The following is a 12,691-nucleotide window of genomic DNA, read 5'->3' as shown; positions in this document are numbered from 1 at the left end:
TGAGAAAGTTTTGGGGTCTTCGAGCTTTCGAATAGTTATCTTTCCTAAAGTTTAGATGTATTCTAAAGCTAGAAAAGTTAAAATCTAAAAATAGTAAGAGTCTCTATCTGACAGACGGATACGTTTCCAGTCAGATAGGGATTTTTAATACTCTTCGAAAATCCAATTCAAACCACGTCAGCGTCGCCTTGCTGTACTCAAGTACAACCTGCGGCTAGCTTCCTAGTTTGCTCTTTGATTTTCATTGAGTATTATTTTGAAATGAACAATTTATTTTGTAAAAGTAAGAAATAGACTGAAAAAGTGCTGTTGGGATGATAAAGTAGACAGTTGAGCGGATGAGAGACAAAATTTTTTAGGTAACTGTTAGAATGGATTTATAAATTTAAGGGAAAACTCCTTTTTGAAATAATGAAAAAAGAAAGGTTATCATCATGACAAAAACATTCACTATCCGCCCTCTAAGCTATACCAACTTTACCAACCGTGAGTTTGAAAGTCTCATGGTAGATACGGGTCAACTACTAGAAGTTTTTGCCAAGGCACATAAGGACGAGCCTATGTATAGCAAGCATCTCGATTCCTTCAAGAGCAAGCTAGCAGACTTCCAAGGCCAACTCGCTATCGTAGAAAAGAAAGAGACGACGAACCTGACTGAAGTCGATCGCAATCGTGACAGTGCCCTAGTCGGTCTCTTTACTCTTCATCGAGGATTTGCTAAGATTAAGGATGCCAAGCTCAAAGAAGCTCATGAAACTCTGAAACCAGTCTTTGCTAAGTATAAGGACATCACTAAGCACAGTAACGATGTAGAAACGGCAGAAATCAAGAGTCTGCTCAAAACGCTAAGCGAAGAACCCTACCAGACGGCCGTTACCAGTCTAGGCCTGACACCTATGTTACAGGCGGTGATTAGTGCTCAGGAAGACTATGACAAGGTCGAAAGTCAGGCGCGTGCGCATAAGTCTGCCAAGGAAGTTGGCAAGACCAGACAAGTCCGTACCGAACTAACCAGCATCTACGACCTCTTTATGCGCTACACTGCAGCCAGCGCAGAAGCCTATCCAGAAAAAGAACACCTAACCAAACTCCTCAAAGACCTGAATACAATCCGAGATAGTAAGAGGCGATTGACTGGTTCAAGTAAGAGGGAGAAAAAGGAAAAAGTCTAAAAAATGGATAGGTTTTCGATGATGAATAAAAGTTTTCAAGATAGAAGTAACTCATAATATTCAGCATTTAAAATTTTGATATTATTAGTTTTATTATAGAAAATTTATTTAATACTTTGAATTGTTCTATTTATACTTTTTCTATTTCTAAACTAAAATAGTACTTGATTTATTTCTCATATTATGCTATAATTAAGTATCAATGAAATTAAGCAGATTTATCTTGCATTCAAAGATTGCCTATATGGCGGTAAAACTTTTCGTCTCCACACGCATTCCTGAAATCAACAATTGATAAAACATGACCGTGATTTCATCCAAGCATACTGAGCGAGAGTTTACTGACTTAACAGTCAGATTTAACAAGAGAGAAACAATAATAGACTTAAAAAGACTGCATCTGTAATTAAGCGAGAGGCGGGAAACCGTACTAAATACAGAAAGGAATCTTTTAAATGGATTCAAAAAAAATTTCATTGAACTTTTCTAAGTGGTACAAAAAACACCCTGTTGTAAATTTGTTTGTTATTATTACATCAATTCGTACGATTTTTTGGGTTGTGCAATTAGTATCTAATCTGATGATTATTTTGTTAAATTGGGTATTAGCTAATTATGATATTTTAGTTACCTTCTTCACTAATGTGAAGAATCTAGTTTCTTCTCTTATTTATGAAAAATCTTCTCTTATACATTGCTATAAGAGTTTTTTTGTAGGAAGAATATAATGGATTTTAAAAGAAGTATTTTATTTGGGGTTTCTAATAAGAAATGGTTAGCTGATTTATTAAAAATTGAAAAATATAAATTAACAAATATAAGTAGTAATTTTATCGGAAAATCATTTTTTAGGGAAGTAAATGGTAAGACAAGGGAATTATATAATGCAGGATTAATACATAAACGAGTCCTAAGATTAATTGTTAAATACTTACAAAAGATTGATGTACCTGCTTATCTTCATGGTGGAATTCCTGGCAGAAGCTATGTAACAAATGTTGAGATGCACTGTGAGAATAATTTTGCAATTATTGTTGATATTTCAGATTTTTTTCCTAGCACTAGTGCCCAGAAAGTCTTTGATTTTTTTAGATATGATATGAATCAGTCTCCTGATATTGCAAAAATTTTAACTGATTTGACAACTGTCACAAAATATGAGAAAAGTTTTTTGCCACAAGGATATCCAACTAGTCCAATTTTGAGCTACTTTGCATATTATAATATGTATGAAACGTTGATGAGATATGCGCAAGCTAATGATTTTATTTTTTCTGCGTACTATGACGATTTAACATTTTCTTCAAAAAAACCTATACCAAAAAGGTGTATGAATAGAATAATTAAAATAATTGAATCCCATAAATTAAAAATAAATAAAAGTAAATCAAAAATTCGAAGAATAAATAATGTAAAAGTTACTGGGTGTATTATTGTTAATGGAGAGTTAAAAGCACCTAGAAAACTTCAAAAAGAGACATATGACTTATATATGATAATTAAAAATGATGTCTTATCTACAAATGATTTATCTCGAATGCTAAAAAAATTTATTGGGAAAATCTCAGCAATTCAAATGATTGAAAAAAATAGAAAATTTCCTAATTATATGAAATTAATTAAGGATAAGCAAGCTGAATTAGAGGAACTAAGAGTTGAAAAAGCAAAGGCCTAAAATAATAAATGAGAAGTTATCGAGTATTTGGAGAAAAGAAAAATTACAAAATATTGCGCCCTTACGTGGAGGATTTGCTTTCAAAAGTGAAAAATTTCAAAATACTGGCATTCCAATTGTTAGAATATCAAATATCAAATTTGACGGAACTGTTGGAGGGGAGTTTGAATGTTACTCTAAGATAATTCCAGATGAAAAATTTGTTCTTAGAGGGCGTTCAATTCTATTGGCTATGTCAGGAGCAACTACTGGGAAAATAGCTATGTTAGATTCTAATGAAGAATATTATCAAAATCAACGAGTAGGTTATTTCCGAAATACTGGGGCAGTAGACTATGATTTTCTCTCTTCTGTTTTACAGACTAAAGAATTTACAAATCAACTAAATTCTGTATTGGTAGCAGGTGCACAACCAAATATATCTTCTAAAGAAATTGATTCTTTTGTTTTTTGTATCCCAGAATCATTAGAAGAACAATCTGCCATTGGCTCCCTCTTCCGTACCCTCGACGACCTTCTTGCTAGCTACAAGGACAATCTTGCCAACTACCAATCTCTTAAGGTGACCATGCTCTCCAAGATGTTTCCCAAAGCTGGACAGTCGGTTCCTGAGATTCGTTTGAATGGATTTGACGGTGAGTGGGAGAAAACTACCTTAGAAAAATCTACAGAACGAATTAAATCCTACTCTCTGTCAAGAGATGTTGAAACGAGTCAAGATACAGGTCTGAAGTACATACATTATGGTGATATTCATCTAGGAAAAGTTTCTCTGATAGACAATGGAAATTCAATTCCATACATTAGATCGGATACAAAAATGAATGAATTCCTACAGCAGGGAGATCTAATTTTTGCGGATGCTTCAGAGGATTACAAAGGAATTGCAGAAGTTGCAGTTGTTGCTACGGATTTATCAGAAAAAATAGTTGCGGGACTACATACAATAGCTGTTCGACCTTACTCAATTTTTGATTCTATTTTCTTGTATTACATGTTTAAAACTCAAACGTTTAGAAAATATGGTTATAAAGTTGGTACAGGTATGAAAGTTTTTGGAATAAGTCCATCAAACTTAATGAAATATGAATTTTTCTACCCTGATAAAAAAGAACAACAAGTCATCGGTGCTTACTTTTCTAACCTCGATAGTCTCATCTCTGCTCACCAAGAAAAAATTTCTCAGTTAGAAACACTGAAGAAGAAACTTTTGCAGGATATGTTTATTTAAGGAGGTCTTATGAATAGCTTAATTAATGAATTAATTGATCGGATTGAATCTGAAAGGAACAGACTTTATGAAGATTTTTGCAGTTTGCCTGATTATGAAAAAGAAGGGAAATCGACTTCATATAATAATGTAGATACATACTTTATAGTGCTTATTAATTTAATTAAAATAGAACTAAATGATGAGTTGCTATCTGATAATGTTACAGAAAAGTATAAAAATCTACGTGATAATTGGTTAGAAAGCATATACTATTGCTTTGGTAGTGATGTTTATGTGTATGAAACAAACCTACCTCAAATTTTAGAGAATTTTAAAGTAATTAAACTTTTCTCTTTTATTTCGACAGTGAATTCAACAACTGTTATTATAGGAGCCAATGGAGTAGGTAAGTCAAGTCTTATAAATGAACTAAGAAAGAATAATATAAATGAGATGTTTATTTTGCCAGCTCAAAAATTATTATATTTTGTCTCTAATGTTTTTGGTCGTAATAGTATTAATAAAGACAAATATATAGAAGACTTGAAAAAAACAGAAATTAAATATGACACGATTGAAATACGGACCAATAACATCGAGGATGATTTTTCTAGTTCCTTTACCAAAATGATAACGTTATTGGTAAAAGATTATACAAATATTGCAACTCGTAAATCACGAGGAGAAAAAGATTTACATTTAGCTTTATGGGATAGAGTAGAACAGGTTTGGAATCAAATATTACCTGAAATAAAATTTATCCTAGAGCCTGATAATAGAGTTGTTGAAGTTGAAAAAAATGGCTCTAGATATAGTATAAATGGACTTAGTGATGGGGAGCGGTGTATATTGTTTTATATAGGTAATGTCTTTCTTGCTCCAGAAAATAGCTATATTGTTATTGATGAACCAGAAACTTTCCTGAATGCTGCAGTCTATAATGAATTATGGGACTTACTGATATCAGAACGTCCTGACTGTCAATTTATTTTTGCTTCACATAATATGGACTTTGTTCAATCAAGATCAAATGCTACTTATGTGTGGTGTAAGAAATTTGAAGCACCTTATAATTTAGATTATCAATTACTGGAAGATTCACAAGAAATGCCTCTATCACTATTAACTGAAGTATCTGGAGCAAGAAAGCCAATTTTATTTTGTGAAGGAAGTAAAACTAGTATAGATTATCAGATATATTCAAAATTATTTAGTGATTTTTGTTTTGTAAAACCTGTTCAAGGCCACAAGCAAGTTATCCAATATACTAAAGCCTATAATAATTTACAACATTTACATGGTAACACAGCATACGGAATCATCGATAACGACTGGATGGATGAAAGTAGTATTCAAGTGTACAAAGAACAGAACATTTTTGTTCTTCCATTTAATGAAGTAGAGATGATGCTTGTTGATGAAGCAGTTGTAAAGTCATGCTTACCATTTGACGATGATACAGGACAAAAGCGAAAATTTAATAATTTTAAAGATGCGATTATTAGTTCATGTAGAGAGAAAAAAGATAAAATAATAAGTATCGCCTTGAAAAAGAGACTTGATGAATTTATGGAAAGTCATTTTATTGAAAAAAGTGAACCAAATAAATACGATGCTCATGTGTTTTTAGATAGCTTAGCCTCTGAATTTGATGTAGATTCAACATTTAATAAAATTAATTCTATTGTTGAAGTAAGTTTGGCCTCATCTGATTTTTCAAGGATATTAAAGATTTGTAACTTAAAAAAAGAAATAATTGATTATAGAGGAAACACGGAAATAATTCCTAAGTTCAAAGAAAAATCTTTAAGTCGAATTACATTGGATAGTGATTTACAGAAAGAACTACGTCATAAATATTTTGAAGAATTGGAAACAAAACTATTAGACCATTAAATTAATTTTAGATATTTTGGATTAAGTAAAAAGAAAGAAACATTATGGAAACAACACAAACTTCCCAGTCGCTCTACCAAGCCCTGTGGAACTCAGCGGATGTTCTCCGCTCTAAGATGGATGCAAACGACTACAAGTCTTATCTCTTGGGCATGGTCTTTTACAAGTACCTGTCTGACAAGATGCTCTTTTTCGTAGCGGAGACCATGGAGGAGGGGACAGATAGTCTTGAGGATGCCCTTGAGGTCTATCGAAACTACTACGAGGATGCGGACACTCACGAGGATCTCCTCACGGTCATGAAGGATGAACTCAACTATAGTATCAAGCCAGACCTGACCTTTACCGCTCTAGTAGCACGTGTCAATGACGGGACTTTTCAGCTGGAAGACTTGGCTCAAGGATTTCGTGATATCGAGCAAAGCGATGACCTCTATGAAAATCTCTTTGAGGATATCGACCTTTACTCTAAAAAGCTAGGAGCAACTCCGCAAAAGCAAAACCAAACGGTAGCAGCAGTCATGAAGGAGTTGGCTGTGCTAGATGTGGCTGGTCATGCGGGTGATATGCTGGGGGATGCCTATGAGTATCTGATCGGTCAATTTGCGACTGACTCGGGTAAGAAAGCTGGTGAGTTCTATACCCCTCAGCAAGTTGCTAAGCTCATGACTCAGATTGCCTTTTTAGGTCGTGAGGATCAGCAAGGTTTTACCATCTATGATGCGACCATGGGTTCTGGCTCTCTCTTGCTCAATGCCAAGAAATATTCTCATAAACCGCAAACGGTGGTCTACTTCGGTCAGGAGCTCAATACCTCCACTTATAACTTGGCTCGAATGAACATGATCCTACACGGCGTTCCTGTTGAGAATCAATTTCTCCACAATGCTGATACACTAGACGAAGACTGGCCGACACAGGAACCGACCAACTTTGATGGGGTTCTCATGAACCCTCCATATTCAGCCAAGTGGTCTGCAAGCTCTGGCTTCCTGAATGATCCTCGTTTCTCTCCTTTTGGGAAACTGGCGCCTCAGTCCAAGGCTGACTTTGCCTTCCTCTTGCATGGATATTACCACCTCAAGCAGGATAATGGGGTCATGGCTATCGTCCTTCCTCACGGTGTTCTCTTCCGTGGCAATGCTGAGGGAACCATTCGTAAGGCCTTGTTAGAAGAAGGTGCTATTGATACGGTTATCGGTCTACCAGCCAATATCTTCTTTAATACCAGCATTCCGACCACGGTCATCATTCTCAAAAAGAACCGTACCAATCGTGATGTATACTTTATCGATGCTTCTAAGGAATTTGATAAGGGTAAAAACCAGAATATCATGACGGATGCCCATATCGAGAAGATTCTGGAAGCCTACAAGTCACGTGAGGAGATTGATAAGTTTGCCCACCTAGCAAGCTATGAAGAAATCGTCGAAAATGACTACAACCTCAATATCCCTCGTTACGTAGATACCTTTGAGGAAGAAGAAGTAGAGCCACTGACAGACATCGTCAGCAAAATTAACGACACAAATAAAGCAATCGAAAGCCAAACAGCTTCCCTACTCGAAATGCTCGGTCAACTCCACGGAACCACACCAGAAGCCGATGCAGAACTCAAAGAGTTTTTGAAAGACTTTAAAGGATGATGGGGCTAATAAGGATATAGCAAAGGAAGCGTGCTTATGAAGTCAAACGAAAATGAAGAAAATCAAACAAGTGTAGGAATAACATTGACCTCGCATTATGAATTTAATAGTTCTGAAGATGAAGCGGCTTGGGATTTTTATTTGAAATACTATCGAGAATTTTTGATTAAAAAAGAGAAAAAAGAGAAAAAAGAGAAAATAGAGTTCATTTTTTCTCATGGAAGTATGGAAATACAAGTTAACGGAGATGTATCTTTTAACATAGATCCTACATTCTTTAATAAATGTACTAAACTTTATGAGTCAATCTTAAAGGAGGCCAATGTTTCGGAAGGGTTAAAGGATTCTCTTGGCGTCATGCGTTATTCTCCTATGAACATAAGTATTTTACCTCAAGTTGGAGGATTAAATAATACGAAACAGTCTCTAGGGAATGATCGATTTGATACTTTTGCTTATTTCATGAATCAGTATTATGAAGGAATTAAAGTGCCTATAATTAATGCTGGGGCGCCAAGTATGTATATAAAAAATCGTTTGGAGTTGCAGAATTTTTTGGATAGCTATAATACTGCTGGAGAGTTCTTTGCAGATATCTATGGTATTGATGAAACATTTGTTAGAGAATTGATAGAATCGGGTAAGTCTTTAATTACGAATAAAAAAGAGTACTGTGATTACATAAAATTAGCTTGTAAGTATTGGAAGAGTAGACTCGAACAGAATAAAATTAAGAATTACTTAAGTACAAGTATGATAAAAAACTATCAAGCTCATTTGAATACCATTCTAGAAGAGGTTAAAGTTCTAGAGAATAGTTTTTGAGTACTTAGGAAACTATGCTTAAAACCAATCATGGTATAATGTCAATTATGAATAACAACAACCAACGTGCCCTTTGTCAGCAACTCTGGGCGGAAAATAAATACCTTGTTTTGAGCCATTCCAGCAATATTTACAAGGACATTCGCCAGTATCTCAAGCAAGAAGTGGTGGAGGTGAGTCAGGTTCAAGAGATGATTGACCGTGCCTGCCAGATCCCAGAACACAGGGGTCAGGTTTGCAATGCCTTTCAGCATGTTTGGGGCTATTTTAAAAAGCAAGTCAGCCTTGACGAACGCAAAGACTATATGCTCTTACTGGATCGCTATCGCTTTGGTCAAGCTTCCAAGGAAGATTTGATTGCGAAGACGAGAGACTTACTCGAACGTTACCCAAATAGCTATCTGCAACATTCTACCTTGCTGAAAGGAGACTCCCATGAGACTTTGGCATGAGGCTTTGATTTCACAACTTCCCCGTCCTCAGCTCTTGGGGCAGCATCGAGAGTGTTGCGCCCTTCGTGGCAATGGCTGGGGCAGAAAGCATGCGACGGTGGACTATGTCTTTACCCATTCGCCCTATCGTCTCTTTGCCTATCATCGCTTGATCATGGAGGAGATGGCTGACCGTGGCTACAATGTCACTCCAGAGTGGCTGGACAAGAACTACCGTGGCAAGACTTGCCCTCCTTATCAAGACTTAGCAGAGGAAAAGCTGAAAAGTCCTATCTATAGCGAGCATGATGACTCTTACTATGAGGAGTGTCTGGCCAATCTCCGTGACAAGGGGATAGAGCTGTAGAAAGAGTAAGGATGTTTTCCAATGTATCACTCTTTTCGTAGTTTTTTCGAATTATAAAAATGAGACCTTTAGAATGCTTCTAAGGTCTTTTTTATGAATATTTGGATTTACTTTTAATAACTTTTAAGTTATAATTAAATTGAAAAGAGGATGTTTTTTGCATACGATTTACTTCTATAAGGACAAAAATGGAAATGAGCCAGTCTTGGATTATATGAGAGAATTGGCCTGTCGTAAAAGTAAGGATAGCCGCATCAAACTCAATAAACTAAATGACTATATTGAGTTGCTTAGTCAACATGGGACTAGAGCTGGCGAACCCTATATCAAGCATTTGGAAGATGAGATTTGGGAACTAAGACCTCTTAGGGACAGGATTTTATTTGTAGCTTGGGTTGATGGGAGTTTTATTCTCTTACATCATTTTGTCAAAAAGACTCAAAAGACTCCTAGAAGAGAGATTGAAAAAATCCAAACGTGAACTAAGGGACTTAAAAGAAAGAGGGTTAAGTAATGAAAAATAGTGCCATTGGAAGTAACTGGAAGGATGTCCGGTCTCAACTCTTCACCAAGGAGGAAATCCTTGAAAGTTATATGCGGGTGGCAATCATTAGTGAATTGATTGAGGCTAGACGTTCGCAAGGAATTAGTCAGAAAAAGCTAGAAGAACTCAGTGGAGTGAGCCAGCCTGTTATAGCTAGGATGGAAACAGGTAAGACTAGCCCTCAGTTAGATACCGTCTTAAAAGTTTTAGCCAGCTTAGGAAAGACACTAGCGGTTGTACCGCTTGAACAGGAAAATAGTTGATAGGTATGAAATTATTTGGTTTGCTAAATCATCCACTGGATAATTTTACTTCCCGTCCGCACTTTTCAAGGGAAATATCAAAAACATCAAAGGAAAATCAACCTATAGTCTTTTCTAATAACAAGCCATAGTCAGCTTTCCATTCACTGTCGTTATGCGCTGAATCTAGCAAACTTGAAAGGCTATCAATTTATATTTACCGAAGGATTTGGGGAATCTTCTCTAAATCTTTTTTTGTGCTTTAAATGGCGATATAGTTTCAAACTATATCAAAGCCTAATTTTTTACAATTATACAGATGATTTCTTTTCTGTTAAGATAGTTTCAATAACAATTTTTGGAGGACAAAACATGTCAACTACAATTATCGGTTTCCCTCGTTTGGGTGAATTCCGCGAATTAAAATTTACAACTGAAAAATACTTTAGAAAAGAAATCTCAGAAGAAGAACTCTTGGCTGCGGCTAAAGAATTGCGTGCAAAACACTGGAACATCGTCAAAGAAAAAGGCATCACTGAAATCCCATCAAATGACTTTTCACACTATGACAACTTCCTTGACGCTGCTTTCCTTTTCAACGTAGTTCCTGCATCAGTACAAAACTTAGAATTGTCTGATCTTGAACGTTACTTTGCTTTGGGACGTGGTTACCAAGGAGAAAAAGGGGATGTTCGTGCCCTTCCTATGAAGAAATGGTTCAACACTAACTACCACTACATCGTTCCTAAATTTGAAAAAGACACTCAAGTCAAATTGGCTGGTCACAAGATCTTTGATGAGTTCCAAGAAGCAAAAGAATTGGGTCTCAACACTCGCCCTGTCCTTGTAGGTCCATTCACCTTCCTTCAATTGTCAGACTTTGAAGAAGGCGTGAAAGCAGAAGACTTCGTAGATAGCTTAGTAGCTGCTTACCAAGAAGTTTTTGCCAAATTGGCTGAACTTGGTGCGACTCGTATCCAATTAGATGAAGCTGCTCTTGTCAAAGACTTGACAGAAGAAGAAAAAGCACTCTTCTTGAACATTTACAACAAGCTCTTGGCTGATAAAAAAGGTCTTGAAGTCTTGCTTCAAACATACTTCGGTGACGTTCGTGACGTTTATGCTGACCTTATCAAATTGCCAGTAGATGCTATCGGTCTTGACTTTGTTGAAGGTAAGAAAACTCTTGAACTCGTTAAAGGTGGCTTCCCAGCTGACAAGACTCTCTATGCAGGTATTGTCAATGGTAAGAACATCTGGCGTAACAACTACGAAAAGAGCTTGACGATTCTTGAGCAAATCCCAGCTGAAAATATCGTTTTGACTAGCTCATGCTCACTTCTTCATGTGCCATTTACAACTGCGAATGAAGAATTTGAACCAGCTATCTTGAACCACTTTGCTTTTGCAGTTGAAAAATTGGATGAGATCCGTGACTTGGATGCTATCCGCAACGGTCAAGGTGAAGAAGCACTTGCAGCTAACAAAGAACTCTTTGCGACTGAACGTGTTGGTGAAAATGCAGAACTTCGCGCTCGTATCGCTGGATTGACAGACGCAGACTACACTCGTTTGCCAGCCTTCGCAGAACGTGAAGCTATCCAAGAAGAAGCCTTTAAACTTCCAGCTCTTCCAACAACAACTATCGGTTCATTCCCTCAAACCAAGGAAGTTCGTGCTAAACGTTTGGCCTTCCGTAAGGGTGAATTGTCACAAGAAGAATACGATGCCTTCCTTGCTGAAACCATCGACGAATGGATCAAATGGCAAGAAGAAGTTGGATTTGACGTGCTTGTACACGGTGAATTCGAGCGTAATGACATGGTTGAGTACTTCGGTCAAAACTTGTCAGGTTACCTCTTCTCTAAGAACGGTTGGGTACAATCATACGGTATGCGTGGGGTTAAACCACCAATCATCTGGGGTGATGTCACTCGTCTCAACCCAATCACTGTCAAATGGTCTAGCTATGCACAAAGCCGTACTGACAAACCTGTTAAAGGTATGTTGACTGGACCTGTTACCATCCTCAACTGGTCATTCCCACGTGAAGACATCTCTATCAAGGATTCGACTCTTCAAATCGCTCTTGCCATCAAGGATGAAGTTCTTGACCTTGAAGCTGCAGGCGTGAAAATCATCCAAATCGACGAGGCTGCTCTTCGTGAGAAATTGCCACTCCGTCGTAGCGACTGGTACGAAGACTACCTTGACTGGGCTATTCCAGCCTTCCGTTTGGTACACTCAACAGTAGCACCAGACACACAAATCCACACTCACATGTGTTACTCAGAATTTACAGATATCATCCCAGCTATTGACAACTTGGATGCGGACGTTATCTCATTTGAGGCTAGCCGTTCAAACCTTGAAATCTTGGACGAACTCAAAGCGAAAAACTTCCAAACAGAAGTGGGACCTGGGGTTTACGATATCCACTCTCCTCGTGTGCCAAATGAAGGCGAAATCGACCACACAATCGAAGCTATCCTTGCTAAAGTACCAAGCAAGAAAGTTTGGATCAACCCTGACTGTGGTTTGAAAACACGTGGTATTCCAGAAACAAAAGAAAGCTTGATCCGCCTTGTCGAAGCTGCTAAAGCTGCGCGTGAGAAATTGTAAGATTCGATTTCTCTCCATACAATGGTTGTTCAAAAAAATCAACTAGAAAAGGTTATTA

The 12,691-nt window shown here is 37.0% G+C and carries 10 protein-coding genes and 1 pseudogene; all 11 read left to right on the top strand.

The window, feature by feature from the left end; genetic code table 11:
• The first annotated feature begins 434 nt into the window (after window positions 1-434).
• The 11 genes and pseudogenes from HMPREF1149_RS11490 (at window position 435) to metE (ending at window position 12,633) form a co-directional block, all read left to right on the top strand.
• A complete protein-coding gene (locus HMPREF1149_RS11490; protein WP_000167733.1) occupies window positions 435-1,172 on the top strand; it encodes a DUF6261 family protein in 738 nt (245 codons plus the stop codon).
• Between the two features lie 727 nt (window positions 1,173-1,899).
• On the top strand, window positions 1,900-2,847 hold the full coding sequence (locus HMPREF1149_RS06260) for a reverse transcriptase family protein (protein ID WP_000346292.1): 948 nt from the start codon (window positions 1,900-1,902) through the stop codon (window positions 2,845-2,847).
• The gene (locus tag HMPREF1149_RS06255; RefSeq protein WP_000744794.1) at window positions 2,828-4,078 is read left to right on the top strand and encodes a restriction endonuclease subunit S; all 1,251 of its coding nucleotides are present in this window, start codon (window positions 2,828-2,830) and stop codon (window positions 4,076-4,078) included. The genes HMPREF1149_RS06260 and HMPREF1149_RS06255 overlap by 20 nt, the downstream gene beginning before the upstream one ends.
• A 9-nt stretch (window positions 4,079-4,087) precedes the next feature.
• The gene (locus HMPREF1149_RS06250; protein ID WP_001086652.1) at window positions 4,088-5,956 is read left to right on the top strand and encodes a DUF4435 domain-containing protein; all 1,869 of its coding nucleotides are present in this window, start codon (window positions 4,088-4,090) and stop codon (window positions 5,954-5,956) included.
• 44 nt (window positions 5,957-6,000) lie between these two features.
• Window positions 6,001-7,602: a type I restriction-modification system subunit M gene (locus tag HMPREF1149_RS06245; RefSeq protein ID WP_000450454.1), complete on the top strand. Its 1,602-nt coding sequence runs from the start codon at window positions 6,001-6,003 to the stop codon at window positions 7,600-7,602.
• Between the two features lie 36 nt (window positions 7,603-7,638).
• Complete coding sequence (locus tag HMPREF1149_RS06240) at window positions 7,639-8,427, top strand: hypothetical protein (RefSeq protein ID WP_000840047.1); 789 nt, start codon at window positions 7,639-7,641, stop codon at window positions 8,425-8,427.
• 47 nt (window positions 8,428-8,474) lie between these two features.
• Complete coding sequence (locus HMPREF1149_RS06235) at window positions 8,475-8,879, top strand: YbgA family protein (protein WP_025170441.1); 405 nt, start codon at window positions 8,475-8,477, stop codon at window positions 8,877-8,879.
• Window positions 8,863-9,225, top strand: a complete 363-nt coding sequence (locus HMPREF1149_RS06230) for a TIGR02328 family protein (protein ID WP_001241789.1) — start codon at window positions 8,863-8,865, stop codon at window positions 9,223-9,225. The genes HMPREF1149_RS06235 and HMPREF1149_RS06230 overlap by 17 nt, the downstream gene beginning before the upstream one ends.
• 157 nt (window positions 9,226-9,382) lie before the next feature.
• A pseudogene (locus HMPREF1149_RS06225) lies at window positions 9,383-9,749 on the top strand (type II toxin-antitoxin system RelE/ParE family toxin).
• Entirely contained in the window at window positions 9,739-10,032 is a 294-nt protein-coding gene (locus HMPREF1149_RS06220) for a helix-turn-helix domain-containing protein (protein WP_000797750.1), read from the top strand. The pseudogene HMPREF1149_RS06225 and the gene HMPREF1149_RS06220 overlap by 11 nt, the downstream one beginning before the upstream one ends.
• Window positions 10,033-10,383: 351 nt before the next feature.
• Window positions 10,384-12,633, top strand: coding sequence for a 5-methyltetrahydropteroyltriglutamate--homocysteine S-methyltransferase (metE, locus tag HMPREF1149_RS06215; protein WP_000108252.1), 2,250 nt, complete (start codon window positions 10,384-10,386; stop codon window positions 12,631-12,633).
• Window positions 12,634-12,691 lie beyond the last annotated feature (58 nt).

The sequence above is a fragment of the Streptococcus sp. BS35b genome, assembly GCF_000286475.1.
In the GTDB taxonomy this organism is placed as follows: domain Bacteria; phylum Bacillota; class Bacilli; order Lactobacillales; family Streptococcaceae; genus Streptococcus; species Streptococcus oralis_W.
Note: the sequence above shows the minus strand (reverse complement) of the source record. Positions and strands in the feature narration are given on the sequence as shown.

Bases quoted from the DNA above. Each gene is read 5' to 3' on its own strand.
- HMPREF1149_RS11490 (WP_000167733.1), top strand. From the start codon at position 435: ATGACAAAAACATTCACTATCCGCCCTCTAAGCTATACCAACTTTACC.
- HMPREF1149_RS06260 (WP_000346292.1), top strand. From the start codon at position 1,900: ATGGATTTTAAAAGAAGTATTTTATTTGGGGTTTCTAATAAGAAATGG.
- HMPREF1149_RS06250 (WP_001086652.1), top strand. From the start codon at position 4,088: ATGAATAGCTTAATTAATGAATTAATTGATCGGATTGAATCTGAAAGG.
- HMPREF1149_RS06245 (WP_000450454.1), top strand. From the start codon at position 6,001: ATGGAAACAACACAAACTTCCCAGTCGCTCTACCAAGCCCTGTGGAAC.
- HMPREF1149_RS06240 (WP_000840047.1), top strand. From the start codon at position 7,639: ATGAAGTCAAACGAAAATGAAGAAAATCAAACAAGTGTAGGAATAACA.
- HMPREF1149_RS06235 (WP_025170441.1), top strand. From the start codon at position 8,475: ATGAATAACAACAACCAACGTGCCCTTTGTCAGCAACTCTGGGCGGAA.
- HMPREF1149_RS06230 (WP_001241789.1), top strand. From the start codon at position 8,863: ATGAGACTTTGGCATGAGGCTTTGATTTCACAACTTCCCCGTCCTCAG.
- HMPREF1149_RS06220 (WP_000797750.1), top strand. From the start codon at position 9,739: ATGAAAAATAGTGCCATTGGAAGTAACTGGAAGGATGTCCGGTCTCAA.
- metE (WP_000108252.1), top strand. From the start codon at position 10,384: ATGTCAACTACAATTATCGGTTTCCCTCGTTTGGGTGAATTCCGCGAA.